The 15,557-nt window shown below is 73.5% G+C and carries 10 protein-coding genes; 5 read left to right on the top strand and 5 right to left on the bottom strand.

All coding sequences use genetic code 11. The features are described from left to right. Positions 1-78 precede the first annotated feature (78 nt). Together ACSBPG_RS06005 and ACSBPG_RS06000 are read left to right on the top strand one after the other, a co-directional pair. Positions 79-3,411 carry an AsmA family protein gene (locus ACSBPG_RS06005; protein ID WP_435536218.1) on the top strand — a complete coding sequence of 1,111 codons (3,333 nt, stop codon included), beginning with the start codon at positions 79-81 and terminating at the stop codon, positions 3,409-3,411. Positions 3,412-3,457: 46 nt separating this feature from the next. Beyond that, on the top strand, positions 3,458-4,240 hold the full coding sequence (locus ACSBPG_RS06000; RefSeq protein ID WP_435536217.1) for a 3-hydroxybutyrate dehydrogenase: 783 nt from the start codon (positions 3,458-3,460) through the stop codon (positions 4,238-4,240). Between the two features lie 111 nt (positions 4,241-4,351). On the opposite strand, the gene ACSBPG_RS05995 is transcribed toward ACSBPG_RS06000, so the two are convergent. Then, positions 4,352-7,852, bottom strand: coding sequence for an indolepyruvate ferredoxin oxidoreductase family protein (locus ACSBPG_RS05995; protein WP_435536216.1), 3,501 nt, complete (start codon positions 7,850-7,852; stop codon positions 4,352-4,354). A gap of 202 nt (positions 7,853-8,054) precedes the next feature. Next, positions 8,055-9,026: a response regulator gene (locus tag ACSBPG_RS05990; protein ID WP_435536215.1), complete on the bottom strand. Its 972-nt coding sequence runs from the start codon at positions 9,024-9,026 to the stop codon at positions 8,055-8,057. A gap of 199 nt (positions 9,027-9,225) precedes the next feature. On the opposite strand from ACSBPG_RS05990, the gene ACSBPG_RS05985 reads away from it, so the two are divergent. Continuing rightward, positions 9,226-9,519, top strand: coding sequence for a hypothetical protein (locus ACSBPG_RS05985; protein WP_435536214.1), 294 nt, complete (start codon positions 9,226-9,228; stop codon positions 9,517-9,519). A 90-nt stretch (positions 9,520-9,609) separates the two neighbouring features. Here the strand turns inward: ACSBPG_RS05985 and ACSBPG_RS05980 are convergent, their stop codons facing one another. Further along, entirely contained in the window at positions 9,610-10,050 is a 441-nt protein-coding gene (locus ACSBPG_RS05980; RefSeq protein ID WP_435536213.1) for a CBS domain-containing protein, read from the bottom strand. A gap of 206 nt (positions 10,051-10,256) precedes the next feature. Here ACSBPG_RS05980 and ACSBPG_RS05975 point away from each other — a divergent pair, with 206 nt between their 5' ends. Both ACSBPG_RS05975 and ACSBPG_RS05970 read left to right on the top strand, forming a co-directional pair. Further along, positions 10,257-10,892, top strand: a complete 636-nt coding sequence (locus ACSBPG_RS05975) for a cation transporter (protein ID WP_435536212.1) — start codon at positions 10,257-10,259, stop codon at positions 10,890-10,892. Positions 10,893-11,157: 265 nt separating this feature from the next. Continuing rightward, on the top strand, positions 11,158-13,356 hold the full coding sequence (locus tag ACSBPG_RS05970) for an anthranilate synthase (RefSeq protein ID WP_435536211.1): 2,199 nt from the start codon (positions 11,158-11,160) through the stop codon (positions 13,354-13,356). Between the two features lie 6 nt (positions 13,357-13,362). Here the strand turns inward: ACSBPG_RS05970 and ACSBPG_RS05965 are convergent, their stop codons facing one another. Together ACSBPG_RS05965 and ACSBPG_RS05960 are read right to left on the bottom strand one after the other, a co-directional pair. Beyond that, the gene (locus tag ACSBPG_RS05965; RefSeq protein WP_435536210.1) at positions 13,363-14,847 is read right to left on the bottom strand and encodes a TrkH family potassium uptake protein; all 1,485 of its coding nucleotides are present in this window, start codon (positions 14,845-14,847) and stop codon (positions 13,363-13,365) included. An 8-nt stretch (positions 14,848-14,855) separates the two neighbouring features. Beyond that, positions 14,856-15,104, bottom strand: a complete 249-nt coding sequence (locus tag ACSBPG_RS05960) for a DUF2312 domain-containing protein (protein WP_435536209.1) — start codon at positions 15,102-15,104, stop codon at positions 14,856-14,858. Positions 15,105-15,557 lie beyond the last annotated feature (453 nt).

The raw sequence follows: 15,557 nt of genomic DNA, 5'->3' as shown, positions 1-15,557 counted from the left end.
CCGGGGCTTGCCGTGGCGCGGACGCGGGCGCATGGTGCAGCGGCTCGATGCGGGGTCGGCAGAGGCGGTGGGCGAGCGGTGAAGAAGATACTCCTGAGCGGCCTTGTCGTTCTTGCGCTTCTCGTGGGCGCGGTGCTGGTGGTCCCCGGATTCGTCGATTGGAACGCGTACAAGGGCGAGATCGCGGCACGCCTGGGCGCCATGACCGGGCGCGCCGTCGAGCTGGAGGGCGACCTCCGCCTGTCGCTGCTGCCGCACCCCGCGCTCACCGTCACCGACGCCCGCGTCGCCAGCCTGCCCGGGGCCGAGGAGCCGGAGATGATGCGGCTCAAGCGACTCGACGTGCAGGTGGCGCTGATGCCGCTGCTGGGCGGTCGCGTGCAGGTGGAGAGCGTCACCCTGGTGGAGCCCACCATCGTCTTCGAGGTGCTGGCCGACGGCCGCTTCAACTGGGATCTCGGCGGTGCCGCCGCGCCGCGCCAGCCGATGGGCGGCGACGGGTTCGCGGCCGCCGTCAGCTTCGACCGCGTCGCCATCGAGAACGGGTCGATCCTCTACCGCGACGCGCAGTCCGGCCGCTACGAGCGCATCGAGAACGTCCACGCCCGCGTCGTCGCCGGCAGCCTCGCCGGGCCGTTCCAGGTCGAGGGGCGATTCGTGCTGCGCGGCGTGCCGATGACCGGCGAACTGACGGCCGGGCGCTTCGCCGACGGTGCGGCGGTGCCGCTGCGGGTGTCGGTGGCGCTGCCCGACACCGACGCCACCATGCGCTTCGCCGGGATCGTCGACACCGGCCGGGCGGGCGGCAAGGCCGGCGGCAAGGAGGGCCTGCGGGCCCAGGGTGATCTGCGTGCCGAGGGCAGCGATGCCGCCCGGGTGATCGGTGCCCTCGGCGGTGCCGAGGGGGCGCCGCCGCCGGGGGCGTTCAGCCAGCCGTTCTCGTTGCGCAGCACGGTGGAGGCGTCGGCCGGCGCCGTCGGCTTCGGCGCCCTGGAGCTGCAGATCGGCGACACGCGGGCCACCGGCAGCGCCAGCCTGCGCCCGCAGCAGCCCGCCCATGTGGATCTGGCCCTGGCGGTCAACCGCCTCGATCTCGACGGCTGGCTGCAGCGTGCGGCCGCCGCACCGCCGCCGCCCCCGCCGGGCAACCGCGGTTCGACGGCCGACGGCGCGGCGCCGGGCGCGTCGGAGGTGCCGGGCTTCGTCCTGCCGGAAGGGCTGTCGGCCCGCATCGATCTGGCGGCGGACGGCGTTACCTACAACGGCGGGGTCGTCCGCCAGGCCCGGCTGGAGGCGTCGCTGTCGGGCGGGCTGCTCGCCATCGACCGCCTCAGCGCCCTGCTGCCGGGCGGCTCGGACATGGTGGCCGCCGGTTCGCTGACCGCCGCCAACGGCCGCCCGGTGATCGACCTGCGGATGGAAGCCAACGCCGACAACCTGCGCGGCCTGCTGGAATGGCTGAAGTTCGACGTGGCGGCGGTCCCCGCCGACCGCTTGCGCAAGGCCTCGCTGGCGGTGCACGTCGCCGGGCGGCCCGAGCGGGTCGAGGTGACGGGCCTGGACCTGCGCGTCGACACCAGCCGGATGACCGGCGCCGTCACCTACATCGACCGCGGCAAGCCGGCCTTCGGCGTCCGGCTCGACGTCGACCGCCTGAATCTCGACGCCTACCGTCCGGCGCGTCCGGCCTCCGGCGAAGGTTCCGGCGACGGGGCCGGCGGGCCACCGGCGCTGCCGCCGCCGCCGGTGCTCGAACGGATGCTGCGCGGCGTCGACGCCAACCTGGAGCTGACGGTCGGCAACCTGGTCGCCGGCGGCGTGCCGGTCGACGGGCTGACCCTGGCGGCGTCCGCCAGCAATGGAAAGCTGACGGTGCGCGACGCCGGTTTCAGCGACCTCGCCGGGGTCGCCGCCGAGATCACGGGCCAGATCGACAGCATGCTGCCGCCGCGCGGCCTCCATCTCGCCGTCACGGCGCGCGCGCAGAGCCTGTCCGGCCTGCCGCGCCTCGTCGGCTGGCCGGCCGGCGCGCCGACGCCGGAGCAACTGGGGCCGGTGACCCTGCAGGGGATCCTGGCCGGCAATCTCGACTCCCTGTCCATCGAGATGTCGGCTGACGCCGCCGGCGGCACGGCGGAGGTGGGCGGCACGGTGACGGGCCCGCCCGGCCGCGCGGCGGCCGACCTCAAGGTGCGGGCGACCCACCCCGAACTGGCGCGCCTCGTCGGCCTGTTCGCCGAGGGCGGTCCGGCCAGCCTGGGGCCGCTCGATCTCTACGCCGAGCTGTCGGGGACGGCCGAGGCGTTCTCCGTCAGCGGCATCCAGGGGATCGTCGCCGGTACCGCGGTGAAGGGCGAGGCCACCGTCGACCGCAGCGGCCCGCGGCCGCGCGTCGAAACGGAGCTGCAGACCGGTGCGCTCGACCTGACCCGTCTCGCCGCCGGCCCGGTCGAGACCGCCGCGCAGCGTCCGCCCGCCACCGGCGGCCAGTCCGCCGGGCCCGACACGCCGACCGGGGAGGATGACGGCTTCGCCTGGATGCGGATGGTCGACGGCCGGCTCGGGCTGACCTCGGCGGCCGTGGCGACCGATGGCGTGCGGCTGGAGAACGTCGCGCTCGCCGCCACCCTCGAGGAGGGCGTGCTGACCCTGGAACAGCTCGACGGCGGCCTCTACGACGGGCAGCTCGGCGCAACGGGGCGCTTCGCCGCGCCGGCCGACGGCCTGCCCGGCGGCGAGCTCGACGTCACCGTGGTCAAGGCGAAGCTCGACCACGCGATCGGCGGCGGCGCCATCGGCCTCGGCGGCGGGACGCTCGACCTCGACGTGGCGTTGAAGACGACCGGGCGCGACGGCGAGGCGATGCTGCGGGCGTTGAGCGGCGAGGGGCGGCTGGCGGTGCGCGACGGCGTGCTGCGCGGCTTCGACCTGGGGGCCCTGCGCGAGCGCCTGACGGCGCGGCTGGACAAGCCGCAGGACGTGCTGGAGGCGGTGCTCCGCGGGCTGCAGGGGGGCGAGACGCGTTTCGCCCGCCTCGACGGCACCTTCCGCATCAGCGACGGCGTCGCCCGTACCGAGGACGTCCGGCTGGTGTCGGCGATCGGCGAGGCGACCGCCGCGGGGCAGGTGGACCTGCCGGAGCGGAGCATCGACATGCGGGTGCGGGTGGAGCCGGACGCCGGCGGGACCCTGCCGCCGGTGACGGTGCGCCTGACCGGGCCGCTGGCGCAGCCGACCCGCTCCTTCGAGATGGCCGAGCTGCAGGACTTCATCGCCCGGCGGGCCGCCGGCGCGGTGCTGGAGAAGGCGGTGCCGGGCGGCCTGCCGCTGCCGGTGCCGGGACTCGGCGGCGGCAGGGCGGAGCAGCCGCAGGACGTGATCCGCGGCCTCATCGAGGGGCTGCGCCGCTGAACCGCGCGGCGTCGACGATCAAAACAAGCGAGGAGGACGCAGGGACATGCTGAAGGGGAAGATCGCCGTCGTCACCGGGTCGACCAGCGGCATCGGCCTGGGGATCGCCCGGGCCCTGGCCGGAGCCGGGGCCGACGTGGTGCTGAACGGGTTCGGCGACGCGGCGGAGATCGAGGCGCTGCGCGCCGGCCTGGCGGCGGAGTTCGGCGTGCGCGCGACCTACAGCGGCGCCGACCTGTCGACCGCGGCCGGCGTGGAGGCGCTGATCGAGCACGCGGTCGGCGCGCTCGGGCCGGTCGACGTGCTGGTCAACAACGCCGGCATCCAGCACGTGGCGCCGGTCGAGGCGTTTCCGGTGGAGCGCTGGGACGCGGTGATCGCCATCAACCTGTCGGCGGTGTTCCACGGCACGCGGCTGGTGCTCGCCGGGATGAAGCAGCGGGGCTGGGGCCGCGTCATCAACATCGCCTCGGTCCACGGCCTGGTCGCCTCGCGCGACAAGGCGGCCTACGTGGCGGCCAAGCACGGCGTGGTCGGCCTGACCAAGACGGTGGCCCTGGAGACCGCGGGAACCGGCGTCACCTGCAACGCCATCTGCCCGGGCTGGGTGCTGACGCCGCTGGTGCAGAAGCAGGTGGACGCGCTGGCCGCCATGAAGAACATCCCCGAGCCGGAGGCGCGCAGCGAGCTGCTGTCGGCCAAGCAGCCCTCGGGCGCCTTCGTCACGCCGGAGAACCTCGGCGCCCTGGCGGCGTTCCTGTGCTCCGACGCCGCGGCGCAGATGACCGGCGCGGCGCTGCCCATGGACGGGGCGTGGACGGCGCAGTGATCGGGGGCGTGGCCGCCGCGGCCCTTCACCCGACCCTCCCCCGCTGACGCGGGGGAAGGGCCGGGAGGGGGAACACGGGGGGAGGCCGGGAAGGGGAGCGACGCGGCCCCGCTACTCCGCCGCCATGGGCTGCGGCGGGGCCGGCCGGCGGAAGGCGTCGAGCAGCTTCGCCTCGCGGGCCTTGGCGTCGGCCAGGTTGCGCTCCTTGATGGGACCGTAGCCGCGGACGTCCAGCGGCAGCCCGGCGATCTCCACCGCAAGGGCATGGTTGTCGCGGCTCAGCCGGCCCAGCACCTCGGCCAGGGTGGCCTCGTAGTCGGCGATCAGGCGGCGTTCGGTGCGGCGCTCCGGCAGCCAGCCGAAGGGGTCGAGCGCCGTGCCGCGCAGGCGCTTGCCGCGGGCCAGCAGCGCCAGCCCCTTGCGCAGCCACGGACCGTAGGTGCGCTTCTTCGGCTCGTGGCCGCCCGCGTCCTTCTCGCCGAAGATCGGCGGGTAGAGGTGGAAGTTGACCGTCCAGTCCCCCTCGAACATGCGGTCGAGTTGGTCGAAGAAGCCGCTCTCGGTGTAGAGCCGCGCCACCTCGTACTCGTCCTTGTAGGCCATCAGCTTGAAGAAGCCGCGGGCGACCGCCTCGGTCAGCGCGGTGGCGCCGGGCACGGCCTGGCCCTCGGCGCGGCGCGTCTGGTCGACCAGGGCGCGGTAGCGTCGGGCGTAGGCCTCGTCCTGGTAGCCGGTGAGGAAGGCGGCGCGGCGGTCGACGATCTCGTCGAGCGAGCCGGAGAGGCGGCGCTGGTCGAGGATCGGCCGGCCCGACGCGGCGGCGGCCGGCGGGCTGGCCGCCGCCTCCACCGACGCCAGGTCGTGGGCGGCGCGCCGGCCCCACGCGAAGGCGCGCCGGTTCATCGCCACCGCCGCGCCGTTCAGCTCGATCGCCTTGAGGAGCGCCTCGGCCGACAGCGGGATCAGCCCCTTCTGCCAGGCGAAGCCCAGCATGAAGGGGTTGGCGGCGATGCTGTCGCCGAGCAGGGCGGTGGCGATCCGGGTGGCGTCGGCGGCGCTGACCATGTCCGCCCCGCCGCAGGCGGCGCGGATGTCGTCGAGCATCGCGTTGACCGGCACCTGGAAGTCGCGCTGCTTGATGAAGTCCGCGGTGATCGTCTCGTGGGCGTTGACCACCGCGCGGGTGCGCCCGGCCACCATCTTCGACAGCCCGTCGCCGGCGGCCGCCACCACCACGTCGCAGGCGATCACGGCGTCGGCGCCGCCGGCGGCGATGCGCACGGAGTGGATGTCTTCGGGCGTCCGGCCGATGCGGATGTGGCTGGTCACGGCGCCGCCCTTCTGGGCCAGGCCGGTCATGTCGAGCACCCCCACGCCCTTGCCTTCGAGGTGGGCGGCCATGCCGAGCAGCGCCCCCACCGTCACCACGCCGGTGCCGCCGACGCCGGTGATGTAGATGGACCAGGGCTTGGCGTCGACGTCGGGCAGGACGGGAAGCGGCAGGTCGGAGACGTCGACCTCGCCGCTCGCCAGGGGCTGCGGCTTGCGGAGCGTGCCGCCGTGCACGGTGACGAAGCTCGGGCAGAAGCCGTTCAGGCAGGAATAGTCCTTGTTGCAGGAGGACTGATCGATCTGCCGCTTGCGGCCGAACTCGGTCTCCACCGGCACCACCGACACGCAGTTCGACTTGGCCGAGCAGTCGCCGCAGGCCTCGCACACCAGCTCGTTGACGACCACGCGCTTGGCCGGGTCCGGCATCTTGCCGCGCTTGCGCCGGCGCCGCTTCTCCGCGGCGCAGGTCTGGTCGTAGAGCAGCACCGTGACCCCCGCCTCCTCGCGCAGCTCGCGCTGGACGCGGTCCAGCTCGTCGCGGTGCTCGACCCCGGTGAAGGGGGGCAGGCCGCTGCCGACGTCGTACTTCTCTGGCTCGTCGGAGACGACGACGATGCGCCGCACACCCTCGGCCGCCAGCTGCTTGGCCAGGGTCGGCACGGTGAGCGTGCCGTCGACGGGCTGCCCGCCGGTCATGGCGACGGCGTCGTTGTAGAGGATCTTGTAGGTGATGTTCACCCCGGCGGCGATCGCCTGGCGGATCGCCAGGATGCCGGAATGGTAGTAGGTGCCGTCGCCGAGGTTGGCGAAGATGTGCTTCTCCTCGGTGAAGGGCGCCTGGCCGACCCAGGGCACGCCCTCGCCGCCCATCTGGGTGAAGGTGTCCGTCTTGCGGTCCAGCCAGGTCGCCATGTAATGGCAGCCGATGCCGGCGAGCGCCCGGCTGCCGTCCGGCACCACGGTCGAGGTGTTGTGCGGACAGCCCGAGCAGAAGGTCGGCTTGCGCTCGACCCGGGCCTTGTGCGCCTTCTGCTTCTCCTGGCGGTCGAGGAACTCGACGCGCCGGCGGATCTGCTCGTTGTCGACGAAGGCCAGCAGGCGGCGGCCGATGACGATGCCGATCTGCGCCGGCGACAGCTCGCCGGCGGAGGGGAGGATCCACTCGCCGTGTTCGTCGAACTTGCCGACGACCCGGGGGCGGACGTCGGGATGCCAGTTGTAGAGCTGCTCCTTGAGCTGGTTCTCGATGACCGCACGCTTCTCCTCGACGACGACGATCTCCTCCAGCCCCTCGGCGAAGTGGCGCGCTCCCTCGCGCTCCAGCGGCCAGGGCATCGCCACCTTGTAGACGGTGAGGCCGAGGTCGGCGGCCATCGCCTCGGAGATGCCCAGCTCGTCCAGGGCCTGGCGGACGTCGAGGTACGACTTGCCGGTGGTGACGATGCCGAGCCGCGGACGGGGCGCGGCGATCACCACGCGGTCCAGGCTGTTGGCCCGCGCGAAGGCCAGCGCGGCGTACAGCTTGTGCCGCATCAGCCGGTGCTCCTGCTCCAGCGGCGGATCGGGCCAGCGGATGTTCAGGCCGCCCGGCGGCATGGCGAAGTCGTCCGGCGTGCGGATGGCGACGCGCTGCGGGTCGACGTGGACGGAGGCCGAGCTGTCCACCGTCTCGGCGATCGTCTTCATGGCGATCCAGCAGCCGGAATAGCGGCTCATCGCCCAGCCGATCAGGCCGTAGTCGAGGATCTCCTGCACGCCGGCCGGATTGAGGACTGGGATCATGGCGTGCACGAAGGCGTGCTCGGACTGGTGCGGGAAGGTGGAGGACTTGCAGGCGTGATCGTCGCCGGCCAGCACCAGCACGCCGCCGTGGCGCGACGTGCCGGCGCCGTTGCCGTGCTTGAAGACGTCGCCGGAGCGGTCGACGCCGGGGCCCTTGCCGTACCACATGGCGAACACGCCGTCGTACTTGGCGCCGGGGAACATGCCCACCTGCTGGGTGCCCCAGACGGCGGTCGCCCCCAGCTCCTCGTTCACGCCGGGGCGGAAGACGATGTGGTTCTTCTCCAGGAAGCGGCGGGCGTTCCACAGGTTCTGGTCGAGCCCGCCGAGCGGCGAGCCGCGGTAGCCCGACACGAAGCCGCCGGTGTTGAGGCCGGCCGCGAGGTCGCGCTGGCGCTGCATCATGGGCAGGCGCACCAGCGCCTGGGTGCCGGTCAGATAGACCCGCCCCGATTCCAGGGCGTACTTGTCCTCGAGCGTCACGGTCGCAAGAGCCATGGTCCCTTCCCCGTTGCAAGAGCGCGTTTCGTACGCGGGTCGTTCTTATTGTTCGGATGCAAGAAAGGTAATCAATGCTGCCGTATCCGTAAACGGCGGCGGCAGGGCGCCCCGAAAAAAGCAAGGAAGCATCGGTCGGTGGCGGCCGCCTGAAACACAACATGGGGATCCGGCGGCGCGGCGGAAATTCCCGAACCGTGCCTTACGTCGGATAGGGGTAATCGGCGCCGTCCGGGTCCCGGCGTCCCGGCTGGCGCTCCTCGGCCGCGGTCCGGCGCTGCGCCAGGGCGCGCACGGTGGCGCGCAGGCATTCCAGCAGATTGCGCCGGACGTCGGCGCCGCCCTGCTGGCCGGTGAGCGCCCAGCGCAGCGCGCCGACGTGGGCCACCACCGTCTCGGCGAATCCCTCGGCGTCGGGGCGCACCTCGAGGACGCAGGCGGCCAGCGACGACGCCAGCTCGGCGGTGGCGGGACCGTCGGCGGCGCGACGGACCTCGGCGGCGGCGTCGCGCAGCCGGTTCCGGTCGGTGGCGGGGGCGAGGGCGAGCGCCTCCAGCCGGTCGAGCGCCACGAGCAGGCGCAGGCGTCGCTGCCACGTCGGCGACGACCGGCCGGGCGGCGGCAGGCGGCGCGCGCCGGCGCCGGTGCCGGGCGGCGGCAGCGGTGCCGCGCCGGTGGAGCCCAGCGCCGGGAAGGGGGACGGGAAGGGGGACGGGTCGGCGGCCGCCGGGCGGTCCGCGCCGGCCATGGCCGGCGGACGCGGCGTCCGGTGGCGGGGGCGCTCGACGACGGTCTCGAGGCGCTTGGCGATGTCGCCGGCCGCCGCCGGCTTGGCGAGGACGGCGTCGGCCCCGGCGTCCCAGGCGGCCCGCACCGTCGCCACGTCGGCGTGGCCGGTCAGCACGACCACCGGCAGGTCGGGGCGCGGGCTGTCGGCGGACTCGCGGATCCACCGCAGCAGCGCCGCGCCGCCCAGCGGCGCCATGGCCCAGTCCGTGAGCACGGCGTCGAACGGCTCGACCCGCAGGAGGGCCTTGGCTTCGGCGCCGTCGGTGGCGGTCCGCACCGTCGCCCGGTCCCACAGGCCCAGCATGTCGCACAGGCCCCGCAGGAGCAGCGGGTTGTCCTCGACGATCAGGATGTGCAGGCGGCTGGCGGGGGAGGGGCGATGCATGGGAACCGGAACGTGCCTCGGTGCGGTGTCGGTGATGGCGGCACTCCCGATATCGGGTGCGGACACGGCAACCGCAGGACGTGGAGAGGGGGTAGCGCCATTCGCTGCGGGATTCCCCGGCGGACGGTCCGCCGTACCCCTCGGAACTCTCCCCGGATGGGGATGTTGGCCGTCGGGAGACAGACGGAGGAAGGCGGACATGGCTGAAGACGATAAGCCGAATCCCGGCGCCGGCGGCGTTCGCAACGAACGAACGCCCGATTTCGGTGCGATGGGGGCGGGCGGTGGTACGCCGGGCCGCACCGGACGGGGGATGGGGGTGGGAACCGGCGACTATACGGACGCGCCGCCCCCCTCGGCCGGCGGACCCCGGACGACCGACACGGTCGGGCGCGACACCGGCCAGAACCGCCCGGACGCGCCGGGCCGCGAGAGCGACGTCCCGCCGACGCCGCACGACGACAAGGGCAAGCGGCCGCTGCGCGGGAAATAGGGTGCGGACGATGGCGCGGACCCCGTTCCCGCCGCGGCCGCTTGCCTTTGTCGTCGGGCGGCGTGACGGGAGCGGGTCCGGCGGTCCGGATCAGCCCTTCACCAGGGTGAGGTCGCGGAGCACCGCCACCTCGTGCGCCTGCTCGTCGAGCCGCGCCTTCACCACGTCGCCGATCGAGACGATCCCCACCAGCTCGTCCAGCTCGTTGCAGACCGGCACGTGGCGATGCCGGCGCAGGGTCATCATCTGCATCAGGTCCTTGATGGAATCCGTAGGCCGGCAGGTCTTGACCTGCTTGGTCATCAGCTCCTCGACCTTGAGGTCGAGGGCCTCCTCGCCCTTCTCGGCGACGGAGCGGACGATGTCGCGCTCCGACAGGATGCCGACCAGCTTGCCGCGGCGGTCGCGCACGACGATCGCGCCGATGCGCTTGTCGGTCAGCGTGCGGGCGGCGCCGGACACCGTTTCCGACGGCAGGATGGAGACCACGGTGTGGCCCTTGGCGTTCAACAGCTCGGCGATGGTCGTCATGCGTTCATCCCCTCCTCGAGCGGCGGCGGCCCTCCCGGTTTTCCGGCTTTCGTCAGGCCGTCCAACGATTCAGCCTATCACTGATGTGACGCAATGACGCAAGGACGCCGTTCATATAAGCGTTCTCGCGAAAGCCGCGGAAATCAACGGGCTCACGCCCCATACTCCCGTGGTAAGACGATTGCGCCGGTGGCGGGAGGCGGGGAATGGCGGGGTGCCGGGACGGGGGCTGTGGACTCGGCGGTGGGCGCGGTGGCGGCGATCATCGCCGCACCCTCCGGGCCGCGCTGGTGGTCAACGGGGCGATGGTCGCGGTGATGCTGGCCGCCGGCTCGGCGACCGGATCGGTGGCCCTGCGGGCCGACGCGCTGACCTTCCTGACCGCCGCGACGGGGCACGGATTCGGGCTGTGGGCGCTCGGCGCGGCGCCGGGGTGGCGCTCCGGCGCCGCCGTGGCGCGGGGGGCGGTGCTGGTGGCGGCGGCGCTCTGGGTTCTCGCGACGGCAGCGGCGAACGCCGCCGCCGGCACCGTTCCCGATGCGCCGGTGATGGGGCTGGCCGGCCTGCTGGCGCTGGGCGCCAACCTGACGGCGGCGGCGATGCTGTTCGCCGGGAGGCGTGGCGGCGCCACCCTCCGGGCGGTCTGGCTGTGCGCGCGCCGCGCCGCCGCCGCCGACCTCGCCGTGATGCTGGCCGCCGCCGGCGTCGCCAGCACCGCCACCGGCTGGCCCGACGTCGTCGTGGCCGTCGGCGTCGCCGCGCTGGCGCTGGGGTCGGCCGGATCGCTCCTGCGCCACGGCGTCGCCGAACTGCGCGCGCTGCACGGGGGGCGCACGGCGTAGGGCGGCCTCCGGTGCCGCGCCGCTCTTGACACCGCCGCCGCGCCGTGTCCAAGCTCCACCGATGAACAGCCATTCGCTCACCCTGACCCGCCGCTGGTGGTGGCCCGACTGACCGGGCGGCCAGCGTTGCGCGTGAGCGTGTGAAACGATCGAGGCCGCCCGGGGATGCCCCGGGCGGCCTCTTCTCGTCGGAGGCCTCGTGCCGAAGGGGGATCTCCGGGCGTGCCGCGGTCGATACGGACCGAGACAGCCTGGAGACGCACCCATGATCCCCGCCGACCTCTTCCTCGCCGACCCCCGCCACCTGGAGCCGCGGTGCACCCGCACGGACGGCGGCGTGACCGTGACGCGCACCGCCGTGCCGCTGGCGTGGGAGGGCGCGCTCGATCCCCTGCTCGACGCCCTCGACACGCGGCGCGGCCTGGCGCTGGCCTGCGGCGTTGAGGCGCCGGGGCGCTACCGCCGCGCCCGCCTCGGCTTCGTCGACCCGCCGCTGGTCCTCACCGCCCGCGGCCGCACCGTCCGGGTGGAGGCGTTGAACCGGCGCGGGCGGGTGCTGCTGCCGGCACTGGCCGAGGCGCTGGCCGGCGCGCCGGCGGTCGCCGCCGTCGAGACGGCGCCGCGGCGCCTGTCGGTCCTGGTGCGCCGCGCCGACGGGCCGTTCGCCGAGGAGGAGCGCAGCCGCCAGCCCTCGGTGTTCTCGGTGCTGCGGGCGGTGCGCGACCGGCTCGCCGTGCCGGACGATCCGCTGTTCGGCCTCTACGGCGCCTTCGGCTACGACCTCGCCTTCCAGTTCGAGGCGGTGCGGCGGCGGCTGGACCGTCCGGACGACCAGCGCGACGCCGTCCTCTACCTGCCCGACCGGCTGGTGGTCGCCGACCCGGCGGCCGGCGTGGCGCGCCGGTTCGACTACGAGTTCGCGGTGGCGGGCCGGTCGACGGAAGGGCTGCCGCGGGACGGGGCGGCGCATCCCTACCGCGCAACCACCAACCTGGAGGGCGGCTGCGACCATGCGCCCGGCGCCTACCCGGCGACGGTCGAGCGCGCGCGCGCCGCCTTCCGCCGCGGCGACCTGTTCGAGGCGGTGCCCGGCCAGACCTTCAGCGAGCCCTGCGCCGACGCGCCGTCGGCGGTGTTCCGCCGCCTGACCCGCGCCAACCCGGCGCCCTACGAGGCGCTGATCAACCTCGGGCAGGGCGAGTTCCTGGTGGCGGCGAGCCCGGAGATGTACGTGCGGGTGTCGGGGCGGCGGGTGGAGACCTGCCCGATCTCCGGGACCATCGCCCGCGGTGCCGACGCCCTGGGCGACGCCCGCCAGGCGCTGGCGCTGCTCAATTCGGCCAAGGACGCGGCCGAGCTGACCATGTGCACCGACGTCGACCGCAACGACAAGGCGCGGGTGTGCGAGCCCGGCTCGGTGCGGGTGGTGGGCCGCCGCCTGATCGAGCTCTATTCGCGGCTCATCCACACCGTCGATCATGTCGAGGGACGCCTGCGCCCCGGCCTCGACGCGCTCGACGCCTTCCTCACGCACACCTGGGCGGTGACCGTGACCGGGGCGCCGAAGCGGGCGGCCATGCAGTTCCTGGAGGACACGGAGCCGTCGCCGCGGCGCTGGTACGGCGGGGCGTTCGGGCGTCTCGGCTGCGACGGCGGCCTCGACACCGGGCTGACCCTGCGCACCATCCGCCTGCAGGACGGGCTGGCCCACGTGCGGGTCGGCGCGACCCTGCTGGCCGACAGCGACCCGCAGGCCGAGGACGACGAGTGCCGGCTGAAGGCGGCCGCCCTGTTCGACGCCATCCGCGGCGCCGCGCGCGTGCCGGCCGCCGCCGCGGCGTTCACGGCGGGGCGCGGCCGGCGGGTGCTGCTGGTCGACCACGACGACAGTTTCGTCCACACGCTCGGTGACTATTTCCGGCAGACGGGAGCGCAGGTGTCCACCCTGCGCCACGGCCACGCCCGCGCCGCCCTGGCGGCGGCCCCGCCCGATCTCGCGGTGCTGTCCCCCGGGCCCGGCCGGCCCGCCGACTTCGACGTCGCCGGCACGGTGGACGCCGCGCTGGCGCTCGGCGTGCCGGTGTTCGGCGTCTGCCTCGGCCTGCAGGGCATCGCCGAGCGCTTCGGCGGCGCCCTCGGCGTGCTGCCGGAGCCGGTGCACGGCAAGGCCTCGGAGGTGCGGGTGCTGGGCGGCCGCCTGCTGTCCGGCCTGCCGCGGCGCTTCCGCGTCGGCCGCTACCATTCCCTGTTCGCCCGGCGCGAATCGCTGCCGGCCGACCTCCAGGTCACCGCCGAGGCCGGCGACGGGCTGGTGATGGCGGTCGAGCACCGCACCCTGCCGGTGGCGGCGGTGCAGTTCCACCCGGAATCGATCCTCACCCTGGAGGACGGCGCCGGCCTGCGGCTGATCGACGCGGTGATGGCGGCGCTGGCGGGGCAGCGGCGGCCGGCGGTGGCGGCGTGAGGCCCGTCACTGCTTCCAGAAGGCGGTGCTGAACAGCACCAGCACGGTGAAGAACTCGAGCCGGCCCAGCAGCATGGTGACGGCCAGCACCCACTTCGCCTCGCCGGGCAGCGGGGCGAAGGTGCCGCTTGGGCCGATCACCGGGCCGAGGGCCGGGCCGACGTTGCCGACGGCCGACACCGCGCCGGAGAAGGCCGTCTCCAACTCCAGCCCCAGGGCGCCGAGGATGAGGGCGACGACGAACATCAGGGCGATGTAGACGAAGCCGAAGCTCATCACCGACACCATGGCGTCGGCGTCCACCGGCTTGTTGTTGTAGCGCAGCGGGATCACCCGGTGCGGGCTGTAGAGTCGCAGCACCTGCACCCGCAGCACCATGAACAGGACCTCGAAGCGGAAGACCTTCAGCCCGCCGGAGGTCGAGCCGGTGCAGCCACCGACCGTCATCAGGATGAGGAACAGCACCACCGGCATCGGTCCCCACAGGCTGTAGTCGGCCGAGGCGAAGCCGGTGGTGGTGACCACCGACACCACGTTGAAGGTGGCGAGGCGGACGGCGTCGTGGAGCGCGATCCCGCCGATGCCGTGCAGCCACAGCGACAACCCCAGCGAGACGGCCGTGATGAAGACGATGTACCAGCGCACCTGGGTGTCGCGGAACAGCGGTGCGGGGTCGCCGCGGACGACGCTGATGAAGCGGACGAAGGGCAGGCCGCCCAGCAGCATGAAGACGACGATCACCCATTCCACCGCGGCGTTGTCCCAGCCGGCGACCGAGGCGTCGCGGGTGGAGAAGCCGCCCGTCGCGACCGACGTCATGGCGTGGTTGATGGCGTCGAACAGCGACATGCCGGCGAGCGTCAGGGCGGCGATGCAGGCCAGGGTCAGGGTCACGTAGACCCAGGCGACGGCGATGGCGAGATCGCCGGCGCGCGGCATCACCTTGTCGGAACGGTCCGACGACTCGGAGCGGAAGAGCTGCATGCCGCCGACGCGCAGGAACGGCAGGATGGCGATGCCCATGGCGATGATGCCGATGCCGCCCAGCCACTGCAGCAGCGAGCGCCACAGCAGCAGCCCCGGCGGCAGGCGGTCGAGGCCGACGATGACGGTGGCCCCGGTGGTGGTGAGGCCGGACATCGCCTCGAAATAGGCGTCGGCCGCCGGCAGGGCGATCTGCGACACCATGAAGGGGGCGGCGGCGAAGGCGGGGATGACCAGCCAGCTCAGCGCCGTCAGCAGGAAGGCCTGGCGCAGGGTGAGGATGATGACCGGCGTCCGGTTGGTCAGCATCAGCAGCACGCCGAAGAACAGGGTCAGCGCCGCGGCGGCGGCGAACACCATCCAGTCCGGGCTGCCCACCGCCAGGTCGGCGAGCATCGGCACGAGCATGGCGCAGGCGGTGACGGTGACCAGCGCACCGATGATGAACAGGACGGGGCGCAGGTCGAAGCCGCGCCGCCCGCCGCCGCCGTCGCCCGCCGGCTCCATGGCCGCCTCTAGTCGACCATGCCGAGCGCCTGTTTGTAGAGTTCCAGCATGGTCTCCTGCTCCTGCCGGTCGGCGGTGTCCATTTTGCGCAGGCGCAGGATCTGGCGCATGATCTTCGCGTCGAAACCGGTTCCCTTGGCTTCGGCGAAGATTTCCTTGATGTCGTCGGCGATGCCCTTCTTCTCCTCCTCGAGTCGTTCGATGCGCTCGATGAAGGACTTCAGGCGCTCCGCTGCGATGCCGCCGACGTCGGTCATGGTTGGACTTCCCTGTACATAGACTGAAGGATTAGCCGAAAGTGATTGGCAGCGGGCGACGATATCGGGCGGCCCCGCCCCGCGCAAGGGGGGCGGAACGCCACCGCGGCGACCCGGTGCGGGGTGTGCGCCGACGGGCACGCTCCGCCGCCGCGCCTCGCCGGCGGAGCGAATCCGGATCGGGCCTGCCCAATGGGGTAGGTCACATCCTATCTCCTTCGCGTTAGGGTGCGGCGCGGCTGCGGTGACCGGCGTGCGACGTCGGGCGGCTTCACAAACTGCGCCGATTGCGGCAAACATGCCTACCCATTGCGCCGATCCGCACGCGGATTAGCCATTTATGGCAGGGGGATTAGAAGTGAGAATCGCCATACCGAAGGAGCGGCGTGCCAACGAGAAGCGCGTCGCCGCCTCGCCGGAGACGGTGAAGAAGCTGAAGGGGCTGGGCCTCGA

Origin of the sequence: Azospirillum sp. ST 5-10 (assembly GCF_051225715.1) — a bacterium.
In the GTDB taxonomy this organism is placed as follows: Bacteria; Pseudomonadota; Alphaproteobacteria; order Azospirillales; family Azospirillaceae; genus Azospirillum.
The sequence above is the reverse complement of the archived record's forward strand: the minus strand, read 5'-3'. Positions and strand labels throughout refer to the sequence as shown.